The organism is Rubrilithobacter danxiaensis (genome assembly GCF_047272945.1).
Lineage (GTDB): Bacteria > Bacteroidota > Bacteroidia > Sphingobacteriales > Sphingobacteriaceae > Rubrolithibacter > Rubrolithibacter danxiaensis.
This window is the reverse complement of sequence record NZ_JBKOPS010000002.1, coordinates 69,405-96,371: the sequence shown is the minus strand read 5'-3', so window position 1 is coordinate 96,371 and position 26,967 is coordinate 69,405. Positions and strand designations below refer to the sequence as shown.

At 38.3% G+C, this 26,967-nt stretch carries 26 protein-coding genes; 14 read left to right on the top strand and 12 right to left on the bottom strand.

All coding sequences use genetic code 11. The features are described from left to right. The first annotated feature begins 8 nt into the window (after positions 1 to 8). The 6 genes from ACLCDL_RS02470 to ACLCDL_RS02445 all read left to right on the top strand — a co-directional run bounded on the left by ACLCDL_RS02470 (position 9) and on the right by ACLCDL_RS02445 (position 8,217). Positions 9 to 1,079 (top strand): ligase-associated DNA damage response exonuclease, encoded by a 1,071-nt coding sequence (locus ACLCDL_RS02470; protein ID WP_423146463.1) that lies wholly within the window; start codon positions 9 to 11, stop codon positions 1,077 to 1,079. A 4-nt stretch (positions 1,080 to 1,083) separates the two neighbouring features. Continuing rightward, on the top strand, positions 1,084 to 2,700 hold the full coding sequence (locus ACLCDL_RS02465; protein ID WP_423146461.1) for an ATP-dependent DNA ligase: 1,617 nt from the start codon (positions 1,084 to 1,086) through the stop codon (positions 2,698 to 2,700). Positions 2,701 to 2,741: 41 nt separating this feature from the next. After that, positions 2,742 to 3,332: a Uma2 family endonuclease gene (locus ACLCDL_RS02460; protein WP_423146460.1), complete on the top strand. Its 591-nt coding sequence runs from the start codon at positions 2,742 to 2,744 to the stop codon at positions 3,330 to 3,332. A 15-nt stretch (positions 3,333 to 3,347) separates the two neighbouring features. Further along, positions 3,348 to 5,855, top strand: a complete 2,508-nt coding sequence (locus tag ACLCDL_RS02455; protein WP_423146458.1) for a ligase-associated DNA damage response DEXH box helicase — start codon at positions 3,348 to 3,350, stop codon at positions 5,853 to 5,855. A gap of 155 nt (positions 5,856 to 6,010) precedes the next feature. Further along, complete coding sequence (locus ACLCDL_RS02450; RefSeq protein WP_423146457.1) at positions 6,011 to 7,936, top strand: M13 family metallopeptidase; 1,926 nt, start codon at positions 6,011 to 6,013, stop codon at positions 7,934 to 7,936. A gap of 89 nt (positions 7,937 to 8,025) precedes the next feature. After that, positions 8,026 to 8,217, top strand: coding sequence for a hypothetical protein (locus tag ACLCDL_RS02445; protein WP_423146456.1), 192 nt, complete (start codon positions 8,026 to 8,028; stop codon positions 8,215 to 8,217). Between the two features lie 57 nt (positions 8,218 to 8,274). Here the strand turns inward: ACLCDL_RS02445 and ACLCDL_RS02440 are convergent, their stop codons facing one another. Both ACLCDL_RS02440 and ACLCDL_RS02435 read right to left on the bottom strand, forming a co-directional pair. Then, on the bottom strand, positions 8,275 to 8,820 hold the full coding sequence (locus ACLCDL_RS02440) for a C40 family peptidase (RefSeq protein ID WP_423146454.1): 546 nt from the start codon (positions 8,818 to 8,820) through the stop codon (positions 8,275 to 8,277). A 220-nt stretch (positions 8,821 to 9,040) separates the two neighbouring features. After that, positions 9,041 to 9,397, bottom strand: a complete 357-nt coding sequence (locus ACLCDL_RS02435; protein WP_423146453.1) for a DUF6249 domain-containing protein — start codon at positions 9,395 to 9,397, stop codon at positions 9,041 to 9,043. A gap of 166 nt (positions 9,398 to 9,563) precedes the next feature. Between ACLCDL_RS02435 and ACLCDL_RS02430 the strand changes: the two genes are divergently transcribed. Continuing rightward, on the top strand, positions 9,564 to 10,145 hold the full coding sequence (locus tag ACLCDL_RS02430) for an RNA polymerase sigma factor (RefSeq protein WP_423146452.1): 582 nt from the start codon (positions 9,564 to 9,566) through the stop codon (positions 10,143 to 10,145). Further along, positions 10,142 to 10,639 (top strand): anti-sigma factor family protein, encoded by a 498-nt coding sequence (locus tag ACLCDL_RS02425; protein ID WP_423146450.1) that lies wholly within the window; start codon positions 10,142 to 10,144, stop codon positions 10,637 to 10,639. The genes ACLCDL_RS02430 and ACLCDL_RS02425 overlap by 4 nt, the downstream gene beginning before the upstream one ends. A gap of 148 nt (positions 10,640 to 10,787) precedes the next feature. Here the strand turns inward: ACLCDL_RS02425 and ACLCDL_RS02420 are convergent, their stop codons facing one another. The 4 genes from ACLCDL_RS02420 to ACLCDL_RS02405 all read right to left on the bottom strand — a co-directional run bounded on the left by ACLCDL_RS02420 (position 10,788) and on the right by ACLCDL_RS02405 (position 13,609). After that, complete coding sequence (locus tag ACLCDL_RS02420; RefSeq protein WP_423146448.1) at positions 10,788 to 11,321, bottom strand: hypothetical protein; 534 nt, start codon at positions 11,319 to 11,321, stop codon at positions 10,788 to 10,790. Continuing rightward, positions 11,300 to 11,755, bottom strand: coding sequence for a hypothetical protein (locus ACLCDL_RS02415; protein ID WP_423146446.1), 456 nt, complete (start codon positions 11,753 to 11,755; stop codon positions 11,300 to 11,302). Before ACLCDL_RS02415 ends, ACLCDL_RS02420 begins: the two co-directional genes overlap by 22 nt. A gap of 103 nt (positions 11,756 to 11,858) precedes the next feature. After that, a complete protein-coding gene (locus tag ACLCDL_RS02410) occupies positions 11,859 to 12,437 on the bottom strand; it encodes a hypothetical protein (protein WP_423146445.1) in 579 nt (192 codons plus the stop codon). A gap of 614 nt (positions 12,438 to 13,051) precedes the next feature. Continuing rightward, positions 13,052 to 13,609 carry a DUF2911 domain-containing protein gene (locus tag ACLCDL_RS02405; RefSeq protein ID WP_423146444.1) on the bottom strand — a complete coding sequence of 186 codons (558 nt, stop codon included), beginning with the start codon at positions 13,607 to 13,609 and terminating at the stop codon, positions 13,052 to 13,054. Between the two features lie 82 nt (positions 13,610 to 13,691). Between ACLCDL_RS02405 and ACLCDL_RS02400 the strand changes: the two genes are divergently transcribed. After that, positions 13,692 to 14,534, top strand: coding sequence for a DUF2911 domain-containing protein (locus ACLCDL_RS02400; RefSeq protein WP_423146443.1), 843 nt, complete (start codon positions 13,692 to 13,694; stop codon positions 14,532 to 14,534). Between the two features lie 21 nt (positions 14,535 to 14,555). Here ACLCDL_RS02400 and ACLCDL_RS02395 read toward each other — a convergent pair whose 3' ends face one another. The 3 genes from ACLCDL_RS02395 to ACLCDL_RS02385 form a co-directional block, all read right to left on the bottom strand. Beyond that, positions 14,556 to 16,259 (bottom strand): sodium:solute symporter family transporter, encoded by a 1,704-nt coding sequence (locus ACLCDL_RS02395; RefSeq protein ID WP_423146441.1) that lies wholly within the window; start codon positions 16,257 to 16,259, stop codon positions 14,556 to 14,558. A 108-nt stretch (positions 16,260 to 16,367) separates the two neighbouring features. Beyond that, positions 16,368 to 16,544, bottom strand: coding sequence for a hypothetical protein (locus ACLCDL_RS02390; protein ID WP_423146439.1), 177 nt, complete (start codon positions 16,542 to 16,544; stop codon positions 16,368 to 16,370). Between the two features lie 7 nt (positions 16,545 to 16,551). Beyond that, entirely contained in the window at positions 16,552 to 19,008 is a 2,457-nt protein-coding gene (locus ACLCDL_RS02385; RefSeq protein ID WP_423146438.1) for a PIG-L family deacetylase, read from the bottom strand. Between the two features lie 146 nt (positions 19,009 to 19,154). On the opposite strand from ACLCDL_RS02385, the gene ACLCDL_RS02380 reads away from it, so the two are divergent. The 4 genes from ACLCDL_RS02380 to ACLCDL_RS02365 are packed head-to-tail and all read left to right on the top strand — an operon-like array spanning position 19,155 to position 23,730. Next, the gene (locus ACLCDL_RS02380; RefSeq protein WP_423146436.1) at positions 19,155 to 19,790 is read left to right on the top strand and encodes a TetR/AcrR family transcriptional regulator; all 636 of its coding nucleotides are present in this window, start codon (positions 19,155 to 19,157) and stop codon (positions 19,788 to 19,790) included. Continuing rightward, entirely contained in the window at positions 19,774 to 21,135 is a 1,362-nt protein-coding gene (locus ACLCDL_RS02375; RefSeq protein ID WP_423146434.1) for a TolC family protein, read from the top strand. Before ACLCDL_RS02380 ends, ACLCDL_RS02375 begins: the two co-directional genes overlap by 17 nt. Before the next feature lie 4 nt (positions 21,136 to 21,139). Beyond that, positions 21,140 to 22,180 (top strand): HlyD family secretion protein, encoded by a 1,041-nt coding sequence (locus ACLCDL_RS02370; protein ID WP_423146433.1) that lies wholly within the window; start codon positions 21,140 to 21,142, stop codon positions 22,178 to 22,180. Positions 22,181 to 22,182: 2 nt separating this feature from the next. Further along, positions 22,183 to 23,730 (top strand): DHA2 family efflux MFS transporter permease subunit, encoded by a 1,548-nt coding sequence (locus tag ACLCDL_RS02365; protein WP_423146432.1) that lies wholly within the window; start codon positions 22,183 to 22,185, stop codon positions 23,728 to 23,730. Positions 23,731 to 24,001: 271 nt separating this feature from the next. On the opposite strand, the gene ACLCDL_RS02360 is transcribed toward ACLCDL_RS02365, so the two are convergent. From ACLCDL_RS02360 to ACLCDL_RS02350, 3 genes are all read right to left on the bottom strand, one after another. Beyond that, positions 24,002 to 24,586 (bottom strand): carboxymuconolactone decarboxylase family protein, encoded by a 585-nt coding sequence (locus tag ACLCDL_RS02360; protein WP_423146431.1) that lies wholly within the window; start codon positions 24,584 to 24,586, stop codon positions 24,002 to 24,004. 67 nt (positions 24,587 to 24,653) lie between these two features. Then, on the bottom strand, positions 24,654 to 25,199 hold the full coding sequence (locus ACLCDL_RS02355) for a peroxiredoxin (protein WP_423146430.1): 546 nt from the start codon (positions 25,197 to 25,199) through the stop codon (positions 24,654 to 24,656). A 149-nt stretch (positions 25,200 to 25,348) separates the two neighbouring features. Further along, positions 25,349 to 25,657, bottom strand: coding sequence for a YtxH domain-containing protein (locus ACLCDL_RS02350; RefSeq protein ID WP_423146429.1), 309 nt, complete (start codon positions 25,655 to 25,657; stop codon positions 25,349 to 25,351). Between the two features lie 89 nt (positions 25,658 to 25,746). Between ACLCDL_RS02350 and ACLCDL_RS02345 the strand changes: the two genes are divergently transcribed. Then, a complete protein-coding gene (locus tag ACLCDL_RS02345) occupies positions 25,747 to 26,943 on the top strand; it encodes an anhydro-N-acetylmuramic acid kinase (protein WP_423146428.1) in 1,197 nt (398 codons plus the stop codon). The last annotated feature ends 24 nt before the right edge of the window (positions 26,944 to 26,967 follow it).

The window sequence follows — 26,967 nt, the reverse complement described above, 5'->3', positions numbered from 1 at the left end:
TATTTTCTATGGCTCATAAACCGCTGCTCGAGTTTAATGATAATGGAATTTATTGTGCTTCCGGAGATTTCTATATCGACCCCTGGAAACCCGTAAATGATGCAGTAATTACACATGCGCACTCAGATCATGCCAAATGGGGACATAAAAAATATCTTGCCCATTATTTATCCTCAGAAGTATTAAAATATCGCTTAGGAGAAATCAATCTTCAAACAGTAGAATACGGTGAAACGGTAGTTAAAAATGGTGTTAAAATTTCCTTCCATCCTGCCGGACATATTATCGGCTCTGCCCAGATCAGAGTTGAATATAAAGGTGAAGTATGGGTCGTATCGGGAGACTATAAGCTTGAGGATGACGGAACGTGTGCACCCTTTGAACCAATAAAATGCCATTCATTTATTTCTGAATGTACGTTTGGTATGCCTGTTTATAAATGGAAAGAGCAGGAAGAAGTGTACGCAGCTGTTAATTCATGGTGGAAACAGAACCTGGAAGAAGGTAAAGTATCTGTACTGATGGGATATTCTTTGGGAAAATCTCAACGCCTTTTGCAACATTTAGATCTAACATTAGGAAAAGTATATACTCACGGAGTAATTGAAAACACAAACGAAGCTTTGCGAAGAAATGGTGTCTATCTTAAAACCACCACCCGAATTACTGTAGACACTAAAGCAGATGACGTAAGGAAAGGGATAGTTTTATGTCCCCCTTCGGCAATGGGCTCTCCCTGGATGCGAAGATTTTATCCTTATAGTCTCGGATATTGTTCCGGCTGGATGGCACTACGCGGAGCGAAACGACGGATGGCAGCTGACAGAGGTTTTGTACTTTCTGACCATGTCGATTGGCCCGGTTTACTGGAGGCCATTAAAGCTACCGAATGTGAAACCGTTTATCTTACCCATGGATATACGGCTTCGTTTGCAAGGTTTCTTTCTGAATCAGGATACGATGCACACGAAGCAAAAACCTTGTATGGCGGCGATGAAGCAACAGCGGAAGATGAACTGCCTGTGGAAGTAGTTGATGAAGAAGGCGATGTTATAGGAATTCAGCAAACAGACATTTAATTGAATGAAAGACTTTGCCCGCTTATTTTCCGACCTTGATGAAACGAATAAAACGAACGAGAAAGTCAGGATCTTAAAAGAATATTTTACCCATGTGAGCGATGAAGATAAAATCAATACGCTTGCATTGTTTACCGGCCGCAAACCAAAGCGACAGATTAACGCAACTTTAATACGCATCTGGGCTATGGAGATGGCTGCCATCCCGCAATGGCTCTTTGAAGAAAGCTACCAGGTAGTAGGCGATCTGGGAGAAACAATATCTTTGCTGCTGCCTCAAAAAATCAAATCCCAGGATCTTTCTTTAACAGCCTGGATCAATGAAATTAACAGCATAGGAGGTTTTACTGAAGAAGATAAAAAACAATGGCTGTTAAATGCCTGGTCATCGATGACGCAGCAGGAACGGTTTGTTTTTAATAAAATATTAACAGGCAGCTTTCGGGTTGGAGTGTCACAAAGTCTTATAATTAAAGCGTTGTCAGAAATTTCAGGACTTGATACGGCAACACTTACTCATCGTATTATGGGCAACTGGGACCCAAAAACGTTTAACTTCTCAGACTTGATGCAGCAGCAGGATGCTTCCGATGATATTTCAAGGCCTTATCCTTTCTATCTGGCTTATGCAATTCAGGAAACTTCAGACCAAGTAAAAACTGCCGAAGAGATAGAACAGGATTTAGGAGATCCATTACAATGGCAGGCCGAATGGAAGTGGGATGGAATCCGGGCACAGGCAATTCATCGAAAAGGAAAAATTTATGTCTGGACCAGGGGTGAAGAGCTGGCAACCGAAAAATTTCCGGAATTTCATGACTTTCTTTATGATATACCTGAAGGAACTGTACTTGACGGTGAAGCGATTTGTTTCGCCAATGGGGCACCCCTGCCTTTCAATGTGCTGCAAACCAGGATAGGAAGAAAAAATCTTACAAAAAAAATCCTCTCAGAAAGTCCGATGGCTTTCATTGCTTACGACTGCCTCGAGTATCAGAATGAAGATATTCGCTCCTTGCCCTTAGATGAGCGCAGAAAGATTTTGGAAAACTTACATTCGTGCAGTTCTTACCAGGATGTTTTTCGCTTGTCGCCGGTTATTGATTTTAAAAGTTGGAAAGAACTTTATGAACTGCGGCAAAAATCGCGGGAAAATCATGCCGAAGGGTTTATGCTGAAAAAATTAAGTTCTGCTTATCAGGTAGGCAGAAAGCGGGGCGATTGGTGGAAATGGAAAATAGATCCGCTTTCCGTAGATGCCGTTATGATCTATGCCCAAAAAGGGCACGGCCGAAGGGCAGATCTGTACACAGACTATACTTTTGCGGTTTGGGATGAGGATAAACTGGTTCCGTTTGCTAAAGCCTATTCGGGACTGACAGATAAAGAGATAAAGCAGGTAGATGCTTTTGTAAAACGAAATACTCTCGAAAAATTCGGTCCGGTACGAACGGTTAAGCCAGAGCTGGTTTTTGAAATTGGTTTTGAAGGGATAAATCTTTCTTCACGGCATAAATCGGGAGTTGCCCTTCGTTTTCCAAGAATTCTCCGCTGGCGGCAGGATAAGAAAATTGAAGATGCAGACACCCTGGAAACGTTGAAAGCCCTGCTAAATGTATAATTTATAGTTAAATCAGGCGATTTAAAATTGTAAATTGCAGAATGGAAGTTAAAGACCCGGCCGTAGCGTACGAGAAGAAGAAATACAGCATCGCTGAATACCTGCAGATGGAAAAGAACGCGGATGCAAAGCATGAGTATTTCATGGGAGAAATTTTTGCTATGTCTGGTGCTGGCATAGCCCATAATACAATTTGTGTAAATCTTTTAGCCGCTTTATCAAATAAACTAAAAGGAAATCCTTGTCGGCCTTTCAACAGCGATCAAAGAATTCATATTCCTCAAAACTCTTTGTTTACGTACCCTGATATCTCTATAGTTTGTGGTAATATAGAAACCCTGAACAGCGATGAATACAATATTTTAAATCCCTCTGTTATCATCGAAATTCTTTCTCTTTCTACAAAAAATTACGACAGAGGCGACAAGTTTAAGTTATACCGCGATATTCCCTCACTAAAGGAATATATTTTGATAGATTCGGAAAGTATTAATGTAGAAGCGTTTCGAATAAACGAAACAGGACACTGGGAACTGGAAGAGTATAAGGAAGCCGGAACAGCTCTCAACTTCCCGTCTCTTTCCTTAAAAATTCCTTTAATAGAAGTTTACGAAGGGACAAAACAAGTGTAGCTTGAAAGGATTTCCATGACCAAAGGGGAGCAAATAATCAGTGCTTGGTTCCAATCCAGGAACTGGGTTCAGTTTCCTTTTCAAAAAGAGATGGAAAAAGCTTATCTCGACGGCTTTTCAGGTTTACTGAATGCCCCCACCGGTAGCGGCAAAACATTCGCTCTGTTTCTTCCTTTTCTGGTTGATTATATCAACCGCTACCCCCACGAATATAAAACCAGGAAAAACAATGGTTTATTAATGCTTTGGATAACTCCTTTGCGGGCGCTTACCAATGATATCCGTAAAGCCATGCAATCGGTAGTGGACGATCTGGAGATTCCCTGGAAAATTGCTACCCGCACCGGGGATACACCAGCAAAAGAGAAGCAGGATTTAAAGAAGAAACAGCCAGAAGTTCTATTAACAACTCCCGAAAGCCTGCATATCATGCTCGCACAAAAAGAGTATCCTAAATTATTTCAGCATTTACAGGTAGTAGTGGTGGATGAATGGCACGAATTACTGGGAACAAAAAGAGGTGTGCAATTAGAATTGGGCCTGGCACGTCTGAAAACAATAGCAAAAGAAGTAAAGAGAACTCCAGAACCTGAGGTTCAGTTTTCTGCATCTTCCAATCGGCTGAGGATCTGGGGAATAAGTGCAACTATTGGAAATTTAGAACAGGCTGCTGAAGTTTTGCTGGGAAGAGATCTGCAGGAAAATGAAATCCGCTTAATCCGGGCCAACCTGGATAAACATATAATCATCGAATCAATCATCCCCGAAAATATCGAAAACTTCTCCTGGGCCGGACACTTAGGAATTAAGCTGCTTCCACAGGTAATGGAAATTGTTGCCCAGAGTAAAACAACGCTCATCTTTACAAATACCCGGTCGCAAACAGAAATCTGGTATCAGGTTATATTAGAAAAATACCCTGAATATGCAGGTATTATTGCCATGCACCACGGCTCTTTAGATAATGATCTGCGCAACTGGGTGGAGGAAGCCCTGCATGAGGGAATCTTAAAATTAGTTGTTTGTACTTCAAGCCTCGACCTCGGAGTTGATTTCAGGCCGGTAGATACTGTTATCCAGGTTGGCAGCCCGAAGGGAGTTGCCCGGTTTATGCAGCGGGCAGGAAGAAGCGGCCATCATCCAGGCGCTATTTCAAGAGCCTGGTTTGTCCCTACACATTCACTCGAGCTTCTGGAAGGCGCTGCAATTAAGGAAGCGATTAAAGAAGGGATTTTTGAAAGCCGCGACCCAATGCTGCTGGCTATGGATGTTTTAATGCAATACCTGGTAACCCTTGCTGTCTCTGACGGTTTCCGGCCTCAAGAAATCTTTCCTGAGATCAAATCAACTTATGCATATGCTGATTTGAATGAAGAAGAATTTCAGCAGATACTAAACTTTATTACCAAAGGCGGAAAAACCCTTTCTCAATACGACGAATTTTTAAAAGTTGAAGTTGAAAACGGATTATATAAAGTAAACAACAGGCGGGTAGCTATGCGACATCGTTTAAGTATGGGCACTATAGTGAGCGATGTAAGTATGCGGATAAAGTATTTAACAGGAGGCTACTTAGGGTCTATTGAAGAAGACTTTATAGCGCGGTTAAAAATTGGAGATAACTTTTGGTTTGCAGGAAGAAGTCTTGAACTTGTAAAAGTGAAAGATATGACGGCTTTCGTTAAGCGTTCTGCATCATCTAAAGGAAAAGTTCCCAGCTGGATGGGTGGCCGTATTCCGCTTTCAACCCAGCTTTCAGCGATGTTCAGAAAGAAACTGGACGAAGTAGCACATGCTATTGAAACGGATATAGAAGTTAAAGCACTGCATCCCTTATTTCAACTGCAACAGCAGTTATCGCATCTGCCGGAGAAATCTGAATTTCTGATCGAGAAATTTCAATCGCGGGATGGGCATCATATTTTTTTCTACCCTTTTGAAGGGAGGTTGGTCCACGAAGGAATGGCGTCCTTATTCGCTTATCGTTTAGGAAAAATTAAAAAAGGAAGTTATTCCATCGCAATGAACGATTATGGATTTGAGCTTTTAAGTGATGAACCTATTCCCTTAGAAGAGGGTTTGACCCAACAGTTGTTCAGTATCACTAATTTGTTAGGAGATATTCAAAACAGTTTGAATGCAAATGAAATGGCCAGGAGGCGATTCAGAGACATTGCTCACATTGCCGGCTTGGTTTTTACAGGCTTCCCCGGAAGGGTTATGAAGAACAGGCACCTGCAGGCATCTACTTCCCTGTTGTTCCAGGTTTTTAATGAATATGAGCCCGACAATGTGCTGGTACGGCAGGCTTATAACGAAGCATTGCAGTTCCAGCTGGAAGAATTCAGGCTGAGGGCTGCCCTCCAACGGATAACAGAATTAAAGATAGTGATAACAGAAAGCGAGCGTCCAACTCCTTTTTCATTCCCCATCATGGTTGACAGGTTGCGGGAAAAACTAAGTACAGAATCGCTGGAAGATCGTATTGCAAAAATGACAGTACGCTACGAAAGAAATTCCTGATAATTCGATAATTTTAAACTTTAATTTATATATAATTCATGAAGAAATATTCTATTATATTGATAAGCTGTACCCTGTTTGCAGGAGCGTGCAAAGTTCATAAGGCGACAACGGACAAAGTTACGGTCCAAAAAAGTTTTTTTGATAAAAACGGGATGGATACAACCGTGCATCCGGGAGATAATTTCTTTCTGTATGCCAACGGCAGCTGGGTTAAAAATACCGAAATTCCCGCGTCGCAAACTGGCTGGGGATCTTTTTATGTCCTGAACGATGAGAACGAGGAAAACCTGCGGAGAATACTTGACAGCGTTTCCGCAAAACAAAGTCAAAAAGGAACTATTGAGCAAAAAGTAGGAGACTTTTATGCGAGCGGCATGGATACTACTGCTATCAATAACAGAGGATTTGAGCCTGTTAAACCTTCATTAGCACGAATTGACGCTGTAAAGAATTATAAAGATCTCATTAATCTTTCAGCTGATTTATATAAGGAAGGCGAAGGAGAGTTATTTGATTTTTATATAGGAGCTGATGATAAGATCAGCACAAAATATGCGGTAAATTTTCAACAATCAGGATTAGGCCTCCCTAACCGCGATTATTATTTTAATAACGATGCAGCCACAAAGAATATCCGTGCGGAGTATGAAAAGTATATTTCGAAACTTTTTACATTAACTGGAACAGACCAGGCAACTGCTGATAAAAATGCGGAGGCGATTTTAAAGCTGGAAACTAAAATAGCTAAATCGCATTCTACCCCTGTAGAGTTACGCGATCCGGTAAAGAATTACAATAAATATGCGGTATCAGAATTTCAAAAGTATCTGCCAGATGTGAATCTGAATAATCTTCTTTCCCACTTAATGATAAAAACAGACACAGTGCTTGTAGGACAACCTAATTATTATAAAACGCTGGATACTTTATTAAAAACAGAACCAATTGAGGTATGGAAGAATAAGTACAGATTCAGTATTCTTAATGGTTCTGCATCTTCTTTAAGCCAGCCTTTCAGAGAAGCTCGTTTTCAGTTCTTCGGAAAAGTTTTAAACGGACAGAAACAACAACAGGAGCGTTGGAAACAAATGGTTAACCGTGTAGACGGTGGCTTAGGCGAACTGTTAGGACAATTATATGTAAAGCAATATTTTCCTGAAAATGCCAAAGAACGCATGCTTTCGCTGGTAAATAACCTGCAGGATGTATATAACCATCGAATTGAGAATTTAGACTGGATGACTCCGGAAACAAAAAACAGAGCAAAGGAAAAATTAAATTCCTTTACGAAAAAAATAGGTTATCCTGATAAATGGAAGAAATACGACGACGTAGAGATTGAACGAAATAAGTTTTACGAGAATTTAAAATCTATTTCACGTCACAATTACAAAGAAAGCATTGACAAACTGGGTAAGCCTGTTGATAAAACTGAGTGGGGAATGACTCCTCCTACTGTAAACGCGTATTACAACCCCAGCTTCAATGAAATCGTATTTCCGGCAGGAATTCTTCAGTTCCCATTTTTCGATTTTAATGCAGATGACGCTATAAATTATGGCGCTATCGGAGCGGTAATTGGCCACGAAATGACTCATGGTTTTGATGACCAGGGAAGGCAATACGACATGGAAGGCAATTTGAAAGACTGGTGGAAGGCCGAAGATGCAGAGAAATTTAATCAGAAAGCAAAACAGGTGGTAGAACAATACAATAATTATGTAGTTCTTGACAGCTTGCATGTAAATGGCAAATTAACTCTTGGGGAAAATATTGCGGATATTGGCGGCTTAGCCATCGCTTACGAAGCATTTAAAAGAACCCAACAGGGAAAAGGGAATGATAAAATTAATGACTTAACACCCGATCAGCGCTTCTTCCTGTCATTCGCCCAGGTATGGAGAATTAAAAAACGTGATGAAAGAGCAAGAATGCTTATTAATGTAGATCCGCACTCACCCGAAATGTATCGTGTAAACGGCCCGCTTTCAAACATGAAGGAATTCTATGATGCCTTTGGAGTAAAACAAGGAGATAAAATGTACAAAGACGAAAACCAGCGGATAAAGATCTGGTAGTTTTAAAACAAAACTCAAAAAGGCCTTCTAAAACAGAAGGCTTTTTTTATTGGCAGCCTTTTTGTTTCAGTTTGTTTAAACTGAAACTTATGAACTTAAAACGAACATTTGGGACAATTCTAACAATACTAGGTATTATAGGATTGATCTATGCAGCCGTTGGGTTTATTCAAAACTCTGAGGGTGCAAAAGAATTAATAGTTTATGGTATTCTGGGAATAATATTCTTTTTCACAGGCATTGGCCTGGTAAGGCATACCCAGGACGTAGCAAAGTCCTAAAAAAGAAAAGCCGTTTCCTTTTGGAAAAACGGCTTTTAAAATATTAGTGAGGTGATTTTAGTCTTCGTTCAGCTTTTCTCTCAACGATTCTATAAGTCTGCCTCCTTTATAATAGTATCTTTTCCAGTAAGGCTCATCCAGATTGCTTATCATAACTCCCCGGCTGCTGGACGCGTGAGCAAATTTATTATCGCCGATATAAACGCCCATATGAGAAATAGAACGGCTTTTTATTTTAAAAAATACAAGATCACCTTCTTTCAGCTCATCCTTATCAACAGGATTCACCATGCTGAAAATGTTACGTGAATTGTTTCCTATAACAGTATTGAAAACTTTATCATACAGTTGGTACGCAAAACCTGAACAATCAATACCTTTTTTAGTATCTCCACCTAAACGATAAGGAGTCCCGATCCAATCGTAAACAAACTGGTACAGTTTTAGATTAGATGTTGCTGACATAGCAACACCCATAATCTGCGAAAAATAATCGTGAGCTAAATTATCAGGATCTTCAATTTCTACTTTTTTCGTTGTTTGCGCCTGGGACGACACAACTGTCCATACTAGCATAAATGCTACTATTATTTTTTTCCCCATTCTATTTCGTTTAATAGTTAAACAACCAAGACTATAAACGCCTTATACTCAATTTTAATATTAATGGTTGCAATTTTAGGATAAAAAAGTCGTGTCATCAACTGTTTTTTAAATTTTAACAGATTTTAACACTTCTTTTGTCCTGTTTTTTATACACACTTGCATAAAAAAAGCCTCCTTTTCAGAAGACTCTCTATTAAACAGAATTTTTAAGTATTTATTATTTATTAATTTCTTTTTTTTCTATCAGGTAGGATATAAATAAACCCAAACCGCCAAAAATACCTATTAAAGAGAAATATATTGCCGCTTCGCTATCGTCTCCAAACTGCTGTGGAAAATTAAGTACAGTATGGTCTAATATATAAGCCAGGAATAAGCCCAAACCCGCTCCCATCAATAGCAAGCCCCATTTTAGATTTTGGTAAGGCTGCGGAAGCGCTTTATTGGCTTTCGGATTAATACCGTTTTGAATCAGGGCCATGTTCTCTTTATTATGTAAATAATAAATGCCAAAAATCATTGCAAATAAGCCCAGTGGGACTAAAATTGGAGTTAACATTTCTATACCGTTCATATTGAAATCTTTTGTGTGTTTAATATATAAATTAATTTTTTGATCAGCCGATCTGTAAACTATGACAACACCGCATTTAAAGAGGTTACACCCCTCATTTAATTTTTTTGTATTTTTAACTGCAGCTGTAACCTCAGCAAAAAAGAAGGCGTCATATTAATACTGAATGCAGACCAAGAGTACGGATATAGAATTAATTGACGAAATCCTCCGCGGCAATCAATCGGCTTATGCCGAACTTGTAAAACGCCACCAACGATTTGTATTTACACTGGCTTTACGTTTTTCAAAAAGCAGGGAGGATGCCGAAGAGATTGCACAGGACAGCTTTATAAAGGCATATCGTTCTTTACATACTTTTCAGCGTACATCCAGGTTCAGCACCTGGATGTACAGTATTGTTTATACAACCTCAATGACTTTTTTGAGAAAAAAGAAGCTCGAAACGTCTTCTATTGAGGATGATGAAACGTATTTCCAGTTAGAAAACCATGAATCTGATTTTAATGCAAATACTGCAGAATTAAAATCAAGGTCTGCTTATATTAATAAAGCAATTACCATGCTTTTGCCGGATGATGCAGCAATTATTACGCTTTTTTATCAGTCTGAGCAGAGCATTGAAGAAATTAGCCGTGCCATGAATATGGAGGCAAATACAGTAAAAGTAAAACTTCACCGGGCACGGCACCGGCTAAAAGAAAAATTGGAGCATTTATTGAAACACGAAGTGAAGGAGTTATTATGAATATATTAATTGAACAACGTATCTGGGATTACCTTGACAATAACTGTTCTCCCAAAGAGCGGGAGGAGATACAAAGCCTTATTCAAACAGATCCTGATTATAAAACAGTTTACCAGGAACTGAAAGATATAAATGATTCATTGAAAGGAGTTGAGCTTGATGAACCTTCCATGAGCTTTACACGAAACGTAATGGATAAAATAAAAACAGAGCCGGTTCCGGGATCTATCCAGTCCATTATTGACAAAAGAATAATTTTGGGGATCACTTATTTCTTCCTGTTCACTATTCTTGCCCTGTTGGTAATGCTATTTACACAAGTGGACTGGAGTTCAAATCTTCCTGAACAAGCAGGTTACAAACTGCCGGAATTACAGGTTTCAGACACTGCAAAAGGATGGTTAAAAAACGCTTTTCTATTTTCAGATATTATAATCGGCCTTTATTTTCTGGATAATTATTTAAGGAAAAAATTAAAGCACGAAAAAGAATAAATAGTAAGAAAATATAAAACTTTTAAATTTTAATGAGGTTTAATTTTTAAGCCAATACCAATTGGTTTAATTGTGATAAGGTTTAGGTTGAAGCCTGACGCTGTGAAGTGTCAGGCTTTGTTCTTATTATGTATTAAAAGCTTCGATCTTATTTTCTTCTTATCCACTCATCAATCCTGGTGATATTAGAAATTGTACCGCCGTACATTTGAAATCTTCCTCTTTTATCCATCTCAAACGTTCCTTCTATAATTACGTATTTTTTATCGTAATTACTTAGATTCTTTGTTTTGGTAAAGTCACCTGATAAGTCAATTAAAATAGAATTTCCATTTATGTAATTTTCATAATCTTCTTTATGAAGGAAAATGACGGGTGCTTCTCTGTCAAGATTTAGAAAACCGATTACTTGCATTGTCTTTCCATCAAATTTCTCAGGGGTAGCAATTAGCCTTATCAAAGAAATTCCAAATTGATCTGCAAACTTTGGAAAGGTATTAGCTGCCCTAATACTATCTAAATTAATTACTGTTTGGCCGAAAGAAGCTGCACCTTTTGTAATCAAGAGGATTATAAAAACTACCTTCAGATATTTTTTCATATCTAATTTTAAGAGTATTATTACAGTTATAATAACTTTGATTATTTTTGAAACCTTATCTATTTCCTTCTTTTTATCCATGGATCAATCCGGGTGATATTAGAAATTGTTCCGCCCCACATTTGAAACCTTCCCCTTTTATCCATCTCAAAAGTTCCTTCTATAATTATGTATTTTTTATCGTAATTCTTCAGGTTCTTTGTTTTTATAAAATCACTTGATAAATCAATTAAAATTGAATTTTCAATAAGGTAATTTTCATAATCTTCCTTGTGAAGAAAAATAACAGGCGCTTCCCTATCCATGCTGAGAAAACCGACTACTTGCATTGTCTTTCCATCGAATTTTTCAGGAGTAGCAATTAATCGTATAACAGAAATCTTAAATTGATCTGCAAACTTTGGAAAGGTATTAGCTGCTCGGATACTGTCTAAATTAATTACTGTTTGGCCGAAAGAAGAAAAACCATTTGTAACTAGCAGAACTATAAAAATTGACTTCAGATAGGTTTTCATATTTACTATAAGAATAGTATTGTAGTTATTACAGGATTTAATATTACAATCAGAAATTGAGAATTACTTTCAGCAGAAGGAATATGTTTAGTGCATTTATAATTTAGTTTCCTTTTCGAACAACTACCCCTTTTTCTGTTTTTATAAAATAAAGGCTTCCCTCACTATAGAATTTAAAATAATCTATTCTGATAGGTGTGTTTTTCGAAATTACCTTACCATTTATATCATACAATGTTTTTTTCTCCGGTTTAGGTAAAACTTTTAGCACCTTTTTCCTTATTTTATTTTTGGTGCTATTAGTCAATTCAATTTTAAATAGCTGCCGGACTAATCTACTGTATATTAAAATTAGTTTTCCATCTATATAGCTATAATAATTGGGATAATAAAAATCCGGCTGGCCTTTCTGTATACCGGAAAGTGCCGGAGAAATTTCAACTTTCATGATTGTATCTCCCTGAGAAAATTCAGATATTCTTACTTCAACATAACCGAAATCTCTTTTAAAAAAAAACTCAGGGTCATTACTGTTTACTTCTTTGGCAATAACTTTCTTTATTTCATTAATTAATGAAGTATCTGATAATTCTATATATTGAATATGAGCTGAATGTGCTTTTTGACAAAGCCCGATCTGATTAAAAAAAAGAAAGAAAAATAAGAGACAAATGAGTTTCATATTTCCATTTAACAACATGGAATAAATATTGCGGCATGGTATATGCCGCAAGAATGAAGCACTTCTATTTCCTTCTTTTTATCCATTCATCAAATCGGGTGATATTAGAAATTGTCCCACCCCACATTTGAAATCTTCCCCTTTTCTCCATTTCAAAAGTTCCCTCTATTACAACATATTTTTATCGTAATTTTTCAGGTTCTTTGTTTTTAGAAATTCACTCGATAAATCGAGCAAAATTGAGTTTTCAATCAACGAATTCTCATAGTCTTCTTTATGGAAGTAAATAACAGGAGCATCTCTGTCCAGAAGTAGAAAGCCCTTCAGTTGCAATGTCTTTCCATCAAATTTTTCAGGGGTAGCAATTAGCCTTATAACAGAAATAATAAATTGATCTGCAAAATTTGGAAAGTTATTAACTGCTCGGATACTGTCTAAATTAATTACTGTTTGGCCGAAAGAAGAAAAACTGTTTGTAACTAGAAGGACTATAAAAAATGGCTTTAGATAGGTTTTAATACAATTATGCCTGATTCTGATAATCAATTTTCCGAATTTTATAAGGTTTAGGCTAAAGCCTGACACTGTGAAGTGTCAGGCTTTGTTATTTTTTCTTACAAGATTGTAAATGGCACTTCAACAATTGTTTGATCCCAGCCCATAAGCATAGAAGCTCCGTTAGGTGCATCTTTAAATGCGATAGAAAAATCTTCAATAACTTTATCTGATTTTTTTACGGGCACCGTAACTCTTGCAACGTCTTTTGCTTCATCGTAGGTATAAGCGCCCCATTTATCAGTTTGCTTATTGATGATGATGGTCCAATTGTCTTTTTGAGGTATAGCAAATAAGCTGTAAGTTCCTGCTTCTATCTTTTTATCGCCTAACTTTACATCTTTAAAAAATTTAATTTCTGTTGATTCATTTGCTCCTGCACGCCATACTTTTCCGTATTGTTCTAAAACGCCGAAAATTTCCCTCCCGTTTTTATGGGGGCGGGAATAAACCACTTTAATAATTGGAGATTTAGACAGGTCTTTTTCAAAAGAAGCATTTGCGGGGAAATACGCAATGTCTGCCGGGCTTTTATCTAAAGGAGGAAAGCTTTCCTGAGCCTGTGCATACATAAAGCAGAACGAAGACAAAAGAGCAATTAAAAGTATTTTTCTCATATATGTAATTATTTTAGTTAAGCCCGTAAAAATAACAACATTCTGATACGAAAGGTTAAATTTGAAAAAAACTCAAATTTTTATGAAGAAAGTATTTTTAACAGCTCTTGCATTAATTGCTTTTTCAGTTTCTGTAGTAACTGCGCAGGAAATTAAAATGCCGCAGGCAAGTACTACGCAAACTATTGAACAGAATTTCGGACTCGGAAAAATCAAGGTGAACTATTCAAGGCCCAACGTAAAGGGTAGAAAAGTTTTCGGTGGCCTGGTTCCTTATAACGAAGTTTGGAGAACAGGCGCAAATTCTTCAACTATTGTTACTTTCTCTGAAGACGTAGAACTTGAAGGCAACAAAGTTGCTGCCGGAGAATATGCTTTGTTTACAATTCCAACTCAAAATGAATGGACCATCATTTTAAATAAAGATACCAAACAGTGGGGAGCTTACACCTATAAGCAAAATGAAGATGTTTTGCGTTTTAAAGTAAAATCGCAAAAGCTGAAAGATAAAGTGGAGACTTTTACCATTCAGTTCGGGCAGGTATATCCAACCACTGCCTCAATGAGTCTGGCCTGGGAAAATACTTCTGTAGCTATTAATCTTAAAACAGAAATTGACAGTAAAGTAATGGCTTCTATTGACGAAGCGATGAAAGGAGATAAAAAACCATATTTCCAGGCTGCTCAGTATTATTTTGAAAATGGAAAGGATTTGAACAAAGCATTGGAATGGGTAAACGAAGCAGAAAAACAAGATAACAAAGCACCCTGGGTAAAATTATGGAAGTCACGTATTCAATTAAAAACCGGCGATAAACAAGGAGCTGCAGTAACCGCGGAAGCGGGAATAAAAGCGGCCAAAGAAGCAAATATCGAAGAATATATTCGCTTAAATACCCAAGCGTTGGCAGAAGCAAAGAAATAAACAGTTGCTTTCAGAAAAAGGCTATTCTTTATACAGAGTAGCCTTTTTTATAAAAATATTTTGGATAAGAAAAGCAAAAATCACTACCAGAAAACATCCTAATACATTTAGCCAGAGAAACGCCATCAGGTCGGCTTTCCATGACAGGAAAACAAGAGCTTCGGTAATTAAAGCAGAAATAAAGGTTGCTGTACCGCCCAGCTTTTTAAAATAAAAGGCAACTATAAAGATTCCGAGGATAGTTCCGTAAAAAAGAGAACCTAAAATATTTACTGCTTCAATCAGATTCCCTACCTGGCTTGCATACAAGGCCATAAGGATACAAACCAATCCCCAGCCGATAGTAATCCAGCGTGAGGCGGAAAGATAATTTCCCTCACTCCCTTCCTTGTGGATCATTCTCTTATAAATATCCACTACAGTAGTAGAGGTAAGCGAATTTAAAGCACTTGCTGTAGAACCCATTGAGGCAAGGAAAATGATTGCAATCAATAATCCGATCAATCCGCGGGGAAGATATTTGGTTACGAAACTTAAGAAAATGTAATTATTGTCGTTGGTATCCGCTTGTGGGTCATTCTTTTCCATTAAGGCTACTGTTTGCTGTCGCAGAGATTTCATTTTTTCATCCGCGGCCTTCACTTCAATTCTTTGTTGCGTAATCTCTTCTTCTATTTCTTTATCCAGCGCATCACTTAGCTTATTTACATGTTCTCTCTTATCTTCAAATACAGTCTGGTATTCTTGTTTTATTTTGTTTAATTCATTCTTATACGGGCTTTCTTCCAGTTTATTCAGTTCGTATTTATTAAAGAAAACAGGTGGCTGATTGTACTGATAAAAAGCAAATACGAGCACACCGATTAACAGGATCAGAAACTGCATGGGAATTTTTACAATTCCATTCATCAGTAAGCCCAGCCGACTTTGTGTTACAGACGAACCGGCTAAGTATCTTCCAACCTGGCTTTGATCTGTACCAAAATAGGATAGTTGTAAAAAGAAACCGCCTATTAACCCGCTCCAAACATTGTATTGATTATTCCAGTCAAAATGAAAATCAATTGCATTGGTACGACCCATTTTTCCGGCTATGTGAATTGCTTTACCAAAGCCAATATTATCCGGTAAAAGCTGCACTACTATTACTCCCGCCAGGAATAAACCGGAGAAAATAATGCTCATTTGCAGAAGCTGTGTATAAGAAACAGCCTTGGTACCTCCGTAAACTGTGTACACAATTACAATTCCACCCATAAACAATGTTGTGTAAGTAGTATCAACATTTAAAATGATGGAAAGAATAATGGAGGGTGCGTAAATGGTAATTCCGGTAGAAAGGCCCCGTTGAATTAAAAATAAGAAAGCGGTTAAAGCCCTCGTTCTGAAATCAAACCGCTTTTCTAAAAATTCGTAGGCCGTATAAACTTTTAATTTATGAAAAATAGGAACAAACGTGATGCTCAATACAATCATGGCCAGTGGGAGGCCGAAGTAAAACTGCACAAAGCTTAAGCCAGTTGAATAAGCCAGCCCCGGAGCGGATAAAAAAGTAATGGCACTGGCCTGAGTAGCCATTACCGAAAGGCACACGTGATACCAGGGTAATGACTTATTTCCTAATAGATAACCGTCTATATTTTTATTGCCCCGGCTTTTGTAAATGCCGTAGACAACAATTGTGAGTAAGGTTAGCGCAAGTATAATCCAATCTAATACACTCATTCAAAAAATTTAGTAAAGGTGTATAGAAGGATAATGATAAGAATTAACCACGCAATTAAAAAAAGATAGAAACTATTCCAGCTTTTAAAAATCGGCGGAGATTCTTTTTCAGACTTCACGGTCTTTAGCGAGAACATTAACGTAGAAGCCGGCTGTTAACAAGCCAAGAACTGCTCCTGCAATAGCCCAAACAAAAGAATCAGTAACTACGTAAGCTGTTAATATTCCAAATATTAACGCTAAGATGAAGTACAATGAGTTGCTTTTTTTTACTGTATTTTCCATGAATTTATTAGTCTTTATTTTTTGCGAGCAAATTTACAAATAATCTGAATGCCCCGGGCACTCCTGCCGGTAATTGTCTGAAAAATGCCAGTGAAGTATATACAAACTTCCCTTTTCCATATTTTCCAACAATTAATGATCCGTTATTTTCAGGTTCTCCTGCATCTTTCATGCTAAGAAGCGGGGTATAGTTTTTGTCGAAATCCGCCACAAAATATAATCCTCTCTCCTGCACCCAGCCTTCAAAATCTTTCGCTGTAATTTTGTTTGGATAGTTAAACGCAGGATTATCTTTATTTAAAAATTTTACTTCTGCCGTTTCATCTGTCACCCTGTTGCGGGTAATGGTAAAAGGATAAGGCCCTATGTTGGTTGTTGCCAATCCGTTATTTACGTTGTACTGAACCAAAAGTGTTCCGCCGTTCTTCACATATTCCATCAGCTTTGGCTGAATGTAATTCAGGCGGTTATTTACGTTGTAAGCCCGTACTCCGGCAATAATTGCATCGTAATCAGATAAATCTGAATTGAGTATGCTATTCTCAGATAGCATGATTACCTGATACCCAATTTGTTTTAACGATTCAGGAACAAGGTCTCCTGCACCTGCAATGTAACCGATTCTCTTTCCGCTGATTTTTATATCTACGTTTATCAGCTCTGCTTCAGCCAGTGGGAACAACGTTTGTGTTGGTATATGAGAGTGTTTAATTACACGCAGCCCATTCTTAAATATCTCACCGTCAGTTTCGATTTGGAGTGACAGATTACCGTTTACTGCATTTTTATCGGGAACAATAGAAATCTCTTTAATATCCTCTTCGCCCTTGTTGGTGAAATGAAGCTTGAATGTACCCGGACTTACCTTCCATCCTTCCGGTACAGTAATTTTTAATGTGCCGTCTATTCCTTCAGAAAAAGCTTTTAGATTAATAGCAATTCTTTTAGGCGTATTTTCTGCAAAAACCAATGCTTTTTCTGAAATACTTGCTGTAATAGGAGGAGCAATCACCAGGGGCTGATACACCTCTCCCTGTACCGGATCAGTATATTTATAAACAACAGCTCTATCTATTGAAAGAGGTTTGCCATCTATTATAAAAGTATAAGTGGCAGTCAGGGGATCTGGATTTTCGGGATAGCCGATCAAGGTTTGCTCTTTAACTGTATAACTTCCAAGCGGATGTCTTTCTGCAAGCCAGTAAGGCTGGGTTATTTTTAAAGCTGTTACTTCTGATTCAGCACTTTGAACCTCTTCGGGTTTTAGTACAGATTCAATTTTTGCAACCTGTTGTCCTGTTTTTATCTCTTTTAATTGCACCGGAACATCCGAACGAACAATGTATTGATGTGAAACTTTTACTTTATCACCCAAACCAACCGACTGATCTGCGGAATAACTTTCAAACCAAAGGCCGCTGCATGCAGCTATTAGTTCTTTTAATTCTTTCTCCTTTTGAGTTTTCCAGTAATCATCTTTTAGTTTTTCAACTTCGTTTAGAATAGAAATCAATTGTTTAACAGATGCGGAAGGATTTTCCATGTCAAATTCCTGGTTTGCGGTTTTAATCATTCCGGCAATTTTATCTGCACCTTTCAGTCGGTTCCAAGTTAGGTCAATTCCTTCAAACAAGTTATTTTTAGCTTCTTCCCCGGCAGTTGCAGCAAAAAATTCAATCTGGCGGCCGCGTATTTTACTGCTTCCAAATCCCTGGCTTTTATGATTTGACCTGCTTTCTGCCGCAATCTCGCCATAACCTTTCCCTAACAGCGGATTGTAATTCCCGACATCCTGCTTTAACTGGTCATTTGAGGTGGTATTGTTTCCGCCGAAATTATAGGTATTCCAAAGCAGGCGTTTTGTCTGCCAGGGCTGTACGTATTTCAGTTGCTCGGGAAATTGCTTAGAGTCTGCAGCTGCGGCGAAAGCTTCATGAGCCAAAACAGCCGAAGCCCAATGCTGGCCATGACCGGCTCTTGCATCTTCGGGGAAGCGGGTTATTATTACATCCGGTTTAAATTTTCTTATTACCCAAATCACATCCGAAAGTATTTTTTCTTTGTCCCAGATTTTAAAGGTTTCATCAGCACTTTTTGAAAAGCCAAAATCATTGGCACGGGTAAAGAATTGCTCTGCGCCATCTGTCTTACGGGCCGCCAACAGTTCCTGTGTTCTTATCAGCCCCAATAATTCCGCCTGTTCATTGCCTATCAAATTTTGCCCGCCGTCTCCACGCGTAAGTGATAAATAACCTGTTCTGACTTTCTTTTCATTAGCCAGGTAGGCCAATAAGCGGGTATTTTCATCGTCAGGATGCGCTGCAATATACAACACGCTCCCTACCGTATTCAACTTTTGTAGTTTCAGTTTTATTTCTGCCGCATTTAAGGAAGTAGCAGTTTGCGATTTTAGTGTAGAGGATTTTATCAGAATAAGAAATAGAAACACTATTCGAAATTTCATACTAAATCATATTGTCCTGCAAAATACAAAGATTAGTCACTTTATTTAAAGTATAACAAATCCTTTACTATCGCTTAAATGTCATTTAAAGATCAATTTGAATTTAAGTTTTAAATTAATCAATCGATTGATTAATTTTGCCGCCCATGACAGAAAAAGCAGATAAGAAAGACGTGATACTGGATGCGGCAGAAAAACTTTTTTCTGAAGTTGGTTTCAGCGGCGCTTCCACCAGGGCCATAGCTGCGGCAGCAGGAGTAAACATGGCAATGCTCAATTACTACTTCGGCTCAAAAACAGGGCTGTACCAGGCGGTTCTTGAAAGGCGCATTCAGCCTTTCAGGCAACAACTGATTGATCTGAACGAGGAAAAAATATCTTCGTGGGAAAAACTGAACCGATGCATTGAACTAATAATAGACAGGGTAGTGTCTAATAATTGCTTCCACCGGCTCGTGCATTATGAATTATCACTCGAGCAGCGATCGGAAATGAAAGAATTTCTTACAGAATCGCTCCTGAAAAATGCCAATGAGGTAAAAAAGATTATTGAAGAAGGCATTGAAAATGGCTCTTTCCGGCAAGTGGATGTAGAAATGACGGTATCAACCATATTCGGTACCAAAAATTACATTACTCATTCTCCGAATATTTCTTCAAGATTTTTAAACAAAAATGTCCAGGAGGAACAGATTTTGGTGGCAGAAATAAAGCCTCGCATTAAAAAACATTTAAAAGATCTACTTAAAGCATATTTAAATACTAATGAAACGTCGAAGTAAGCAGTTCCCGGTAAAAATTCTCTTAAGTTCTTTATTAACATTCACTTTTACATTTGCAGCATGCCATTTGTATGCCCAGGATGTAAAGCAGATTAGCCTGCAGGAGGCTATTACCGCAGGAATAACAAACAGTAAAACGCTGAAAATTTCACAGGCACGCATAGAAGAAGCTGTGTCGCGGTTTAATCAGGCACGTGAAAGTGGTCTTCCTGAGGCCAAAGCAAGCCTGGCGTTCAGCCACGCTAATTTTTTAAGTAACCGGTTTAAGTTACCCGGATCGCCTGACAGCAGTGCTTTCAGTCTCCCCTCAAGCGCCGATGCCTATATTGGAACTATGTCTGTTCAACAACTGATATTTGCAGGCAACAAACTTCGTTACGCTAAAGAATCAACAGATATTTTAACCAAAATAGCACGCCTGAATTCTGAAACGGATAAAGAAGATATCACCTATAATATTATAAATGCCTATTATAATTTGTATAAAGTAGAACAAAGTGAAAAAGTTGTGCAGCAAAACCTGAAAGCAATTGACGAACAGATAAGCCAGGCACAGAAATTCTTTAACCAGGGAATAGTTACTAAAAATGATGTACTTCGTTTTCAGTTACAACGTAGCAATACAGAGCTAACTGCGGTAGATCTAGAAACTAACCGGAAAATAGTCACTTATAATTTAGACATTTTACTGGGGTATCCTGAAAATACCAATCTCCATACTACCGGCTTCATCAGCTCAAATTCAATAGGTTCAGAATTAACAGTATTTATAGACAGTGCTGTAGCCAACCGTACTGAATTGAAATCTTCTGATTTTCAGGTTCAACTGGCAGAGAAAAATATTAAAACTATCCAGGCCGATTATCTCCCAACCTTGGGTGTAGGAGCCAACTTGTATTACATCAATCCATCATCTGATTTTTTTCCTGCAGCCAATACCTTCCTTGCGCCTGTTTCGCTCGGTGCAACACTGGCATGGAACATTGATAAACTCTGGACAAATAAACAAAAGATCAGGGAAGCTAAAATTCAAAAAAGCGAATCGGAGCTTGGAAAAAGTCTGGCAGTAGATAACATAAAAATACAGGTAAATCAGAGCTATCAGAACTATAAAAAATCTTTAGAGAAAATAAAAATTGTAGAAACGTCGGTTGAGCAGGCGCAGGAAAATGACCGGATTCTTGAATCCAAATACAGAAACAATATAGCAACCGCAACAGACAGGATAGATGCGCAAACCCAGCTTTATCAGGCTTTAATAAACCTTGAATTAGCTAAAGCGGATGCCACGCTTGCTTATTATACTTTACTCAAATCAACAGGAACACTAAATCACAATCAATAACAGGATGGAAAACAACGACAAGAAACCGAAAAGAATTATACCTATTATTTTAGGAATTATCTTATTAATAGGAGCCGTATTTGGTATAAAGGAGTATATATATTACAGCAAACACGAGGATACAGATGATGCACAGATTGATGGCGATATTAGCCCCGTAGTTGCCCGTGTGGGAGGCTATGTTGATTCAATTCTTTTTGAAGAAAATCAGCATGTAACAGAAGGTCAGGTATTGGTAAAACTGGATGACCGTGATTTACGGATTAAGCTGGAACAGGCCTTAGCTGCTCAAAGCGGAGCAAGTGCTAATATCGGAGTTTCTCAATCACAAATAAGTGCTACAAGTGCAAGTTCTTCCACTGCAAAAGCAAATATGGAATTGGCGAAAGTAAAGCTTTGGCAGGCAAATAAAGATTTTGAACGCTATGCTAATCTTATTAAAGACCAGGCAATAACACAACAGCAATTTGACCAGGCCAAGGCCAATCGCGATGCAGCACAAGCTGCTTATAATGCTGCGCAGGAACAGTACAAGGCTGCACAGGAGCAGGTAGGAACTACCCGCTCTCAATTAAAAGTAACCAACACAGGCGTTAACCAGCGGCAGGCTGATGTTGATTTTGCACGTTTGCAGCTTTCATACGCTACCATTAAAGCTCCGGCAAGCGGAATTGTATCAAAAAAGAATATTCAGAAAGGACAGCTGGTACAGGCAGGACAATCCTTATTTTCTATTGTAAACGATAAGAGCTTATACATCACCGCTAATTTTAAGGAGACCCAATTAGAAGATTTACGTGCCGGACAAAAAGTTGACATAGAAGTGGATGCTTTCCCTGATGCAAAAATTGAAGGTGAAGTTTATAATTTTTCACCTGCTACCGGTGCTAAATTCTCAGTTCTTCCTCCGGATAATGCTACCGGTAACTTTGTAAAAGTGGTTCAGCGTGTTCCGGTAAAAATAACATTAAAGGCAGACAAAAGCGTGATGGATAAACTTCGTCCGGGAATGAGTGTAAAAGTGTCTGTCCTTACAAAAGAATAATTATGGCCGAAAAAGGTTTAAAAAAATGGGTTATTACAATTACAGTAATAACTGCTTCATTACTGGAGCTGATCGATACCACAATTGTAAACGTGTCACTGCCACAAATGCAGGGTAACCTCGGGGCCACGCTTGAAGATATTGCCTGGATTACTACCGGTTATGCTGTTGCAAACGTTATTATCCTGCCAATGTCAGGGTGGTTGGGATCCAGATTTGGCCGAAAAAATTACTTTCTTGCCTCCATTATTATATTTACCATCGCCTCCTTTTTATGTGGGAATGCTACCACACTGGAAGAGCTGGTACTGTTCAGGATTGTGCAAGGTTTGGCAGGTGGAGGATTAATTTCCACTGCACAGGCTATCCTTCTTGAAACCTGGCCAAAAGAGGAAGTAGGTACCGCAACCGCTTTATTCGGCTTAGGAGCGGTAGTAGGACCAACGGTAGGGCCAACAATAGGCGGCTATATTACAGATCACTTTTCCTGGCCGTGGATATTTTATGTAAATATCCCCGTGGGCGCCATTGCCGCATATGCAACCTATACTTTTGTTAAGGAAACACCCCGGAGCGGAAAGGGGACACCCATCGACTGGTGGGGAATACTGCTGCTGGCGATAGCCGTAGGAAGTTTACAAACCGTACTTGAAAAAGGAGAAACAGAAGATTGGTTTGCTACACCTTATATTACAGCCTTATCAATAGCTTCCGTACTTGGCATCATTTTATTTATATGGCGCGAATTCAGCACGGACCATCCCATAGTAAATTTCAAAATTATGCGGCACCGCAGCTTCTCGGTCGGGATGTTCACATCGTTTGTATTAGGATTTGGATTATACGGGTCAGTTTTCGTATTTCCGATATTTTGCCAGAATCTTTTAGGATTTTCTGCCCAACAAACCGGTGAAATCTTATTCCCGGGAGGACTGGTAACAATTGCCATGATGCCCTTTATCGGGAAAATGCTGCAGAAAGGAATTCCCGCCCAATTTATGGCTACGGTAGGTATGTTCCTGTTTTTTATTTTTTCGCATATGTTAAGCAAGTCTACTCTTGCTTCTGGCACAAGCGATTTCTTTTGGCCGCTTGTAATCCGTGGCGTAGGGATGGCTTTACTTTTTGTACCGCTTACAACGCTGGCTATACAGGATTTACGCGGCGCTGAGATTGGGCAGGGAACAGGATTGAACAACATGATGCGCCAACTGGGAGGATCGTTTGGAATTGCTGCATTAACAACACTTATACATATCCGCCAGGGCTTTCATCGCACTGTTTTACTGGAAAATGTAAATGCATACAATCCAGCCTTTGTAGAAAAGTTTAATGCAATGGTAAGATCGTTTATGGCAAAAGGATATTCTTTGCTGGATGCGCAACAAGTAGCGTTAAAGGCCATGGACCTGAGTGTTCTGAAACAAACATTACTGTTAACTTATTCTGATGCTTACTGGGTAGCAGGAGGAATTTTGCTCTGCTCCATTCCGCTTCTTTACCTTCAGAAGTTTAAGAAGAATAAGAACGTTCCGGTAGATGTGCATTAAATAAAAAAACCGTCGCAGGCTCCTTTTGCGACGGTTTAAATTACAATTAAAAACCCTTATCCCTTTATGCTTAAATGCTTCTGAATCAAGTTCAAAAGCAATAAATGAAGTAAAAATAATTAAGCAAAAAGGTCGGTCAACCTTAATAGCTAAAGCTACGAAATTTGGATATACCTCAAAAGTTTTTTTGTAATTATTTACGAACAAAAGAGAAGTTTTTTTACACATTTTCGTGTAAAAGCTTCTCTTTCTTTATGATAAAAATTATTTCTTAGAAAACTATTTTTCCTGCTGACGTAACTAGTGAGCCAATTCGTACTGCATCAAAAATTCGTTCTTCACTTGTCCCCATTTTTATTAAAGAATCTTCGTGGGCGTTTACACACATTTCGCAACCGTTAACGGCTGAAATCACTAAACTCATTAATTCAAAAAACTCCTTCCCTGTGACGGGCTTCATCATTATCTGCATTCTGATTCTTGCAGGAATTTGTCCGTATTTTTCTTTTTGAGTAAAATGTCTGAATCTGTAAAATATGTTGTTAGATGCTAATAATGAAGCGCATGCTGCTGCTTCAGCAACTTCAGCCGCTGTAGCTTCATTTTTTAAAGCAAACGCAGTATAAAAATCCGCAAGTGGCTTATTGGTGTTATTAACTGCTACGCTAAGTCCTGTTAAACCTATTTCCTTTGCTGATAAATGTTCGGAAGTTAATGTGCTTGTAAGGTTCAGTTTCAGATCCCGGAGGTACCTTGATTCACCTTTTTCCAAAAGATCCAGGCTAAATGTCCGGTAAGTATTATCAAGATTTATTGCTTCTAATATTTCATTTATTACTTCTGTACTTTCTGTCATGGCAGTAATTTTAAGTTAAAAAAAAGAATCCCCTTTGAAGGGGATTCTGAGAAAATTTTTTCAATAATTAAGCTTCTAAAGTTGCCTGGCCTTTTTCCCAGTTACATGGGCAAAGTTCATCTGTTTGTAAACCATCTAATACACGTAAAACTTCTTTAACGTTACGGCCTACATTCAAATCATTCACAGAAACCCATCTTACGATTCCCTGAGGATCGATAATAAAAGTTGCACGGTAAGCAATCTTTTCGGTAGGTTCTAAAATACCAAGCTCTTCGGCTAAAGATTTTGAAGTATCAGCAAGCATTGGGAATTTAAGGTCACGTAAATCATCATGATCTTTTCTCCAGGCAAGGTGAACAAATTCAGAATCGGTAGAAGCACCAATCAAACGTGCATCACGATCTCTGAATTCGCCGTAAGCTTTATTAAACTCTGCAATTTCTGTAGGGCAAACGAAGGTAAAATCTTTTGGCCACCAGAACATTACTGTCCATACATTGTCTTCGTTAGAAAGGTACTCGGATGTTAATGTGTCAAATTCCTTACCTTTTTCAATACTTACTACTGCTTTTTTCTCAAAAGAAGGGAATTTCTGTCCTATAGTTATCATATTTATCGCTTTTAATTTTCTGCAAAGGTATCATTAAAAGCCCTGATAAAATAGTATGTTCCCAATAATACTGATCGGTATTATTTATACGTAATAGAATAAATCTATTAAAAGACAAAGAGGACAGAAAAATTTGGACAACTGACTTACTAAGCTTTTCCCGCTTCTTCCTGAATGTTTGCGCCCTGGTTTTTTAATGCATTAACAGCTTTGTCCTTTATTGTATTAATACTCTCCTTTCCCTGCCTGGCTTTGTCTGCAATAGTATTTCCTAAGCCCTGTAAGGAGTCTGACAGATTACTGCGGGTTTCGGTTCCCTTTTCAGGAGCAAACAAAATTCCTACTATTGCGCCTATTGCTACTCCCGCAACCAGAGCGGCGATAATAGTGCCTGTATTGTTTCTATCTTCGAAACGATGTTCTGCTTCTTTAAGCAGGTTTTTTGGGTTAAAATTCATAGCTTCATTTTCTTATATCAACAACAGGTTTTAAGTAAGGTTTATGTTTTTTTGCATCAACAGAAAATAAGCCTTTATATTTCATCTTTATGAATAGCGGAATAAATAGATTACACAAACTGGCTAATTCTGAAAAGAGAGTTATTCTCGGGCTAATGTCCGGTACTTCTTTAGACGGGCTGGATATGGCCTTATGTGAATTTAACGGCTCAGGCAGGAACACAAAAGTAAACGTACTGAATTTTCATACCGAGCCTTACGATAAAAACTTTCAGAACCTGATAGGGGGAGTTTTTTCAAAACAACTTGTAAGCCTGGAAAAACTTTGTATTTTGAATGCTTATATAGGTCGAACACATGCTAATCTGATCAATAAAACCTTATCCCATTGGGGAGTTTTAAATTCGGAAGTAGATTTAATTGCCAGTCACGGCCAAACGATATTCCATGCACCGGCATCTTACCATAAAATTATAGGGATGCCTGATGCTACCTTACAAATTGGAGATAGCGACCATATAGCAGTTGGAACCGGAATAATTACGCTAAGTGATTTCCGCCAAAAACACATTGCAGCAGGTGGCGAAGGAGCTCCTTTGGCGATATATGGCGATTATTTGCTTTTTTCTTCGCCAGTAGAGAACCGGATTATGTTAAACATCGGAGGGATATCGAACTTTTCCTTTTTACCAAAGACATTGGACTCTCATTTGGTTTTTTCTACCGATACCGGTCCGGGAAATACCTTGATGGATGCCTATGTGCGTAAACATTTCTCCCCTAAAACATACGATGCTGATTCTCTTATAGCAAAATCGGGAACAATAAACGGGAGTCTATTAGCCGAATTATTGAACCATCCCTTCTTTCGCGAAGGTTTTCCAAAAACAACCGGCCCAGAGCTGTTTAATCTTGATTACCTGCAAAAAGCACAGGAAATAAGTGGTACCACAGCAATTGCTGAAGCAGATGTTGTTGCAACTTTAAACCGTTTTAGTGCCGTAAGTATCTGCGATGCTCTGAAAATATGTTTAAAAGATTCAAAGGATTTTAAAATTTATGTTAGCGGAGGAGGGATGCATAACACAGTACTTATTTCTAATATCCGGGATATAATGAAAGGGATACAACTCAGAAATTTATCAGAACTTGGAATTAGCCCCGATGCAAAAGAAGCTGTTTTATTTGCAGCCCTAGCTAATGAATGTGTTACCGGTAGTTCGGTACAGTTTCAGAATAAAAAAACGCCTTCTGTAACAATGGGGAAAGTCAGTTTCCCCGCTTAACACAACAAAAAACGCCGGCATTAC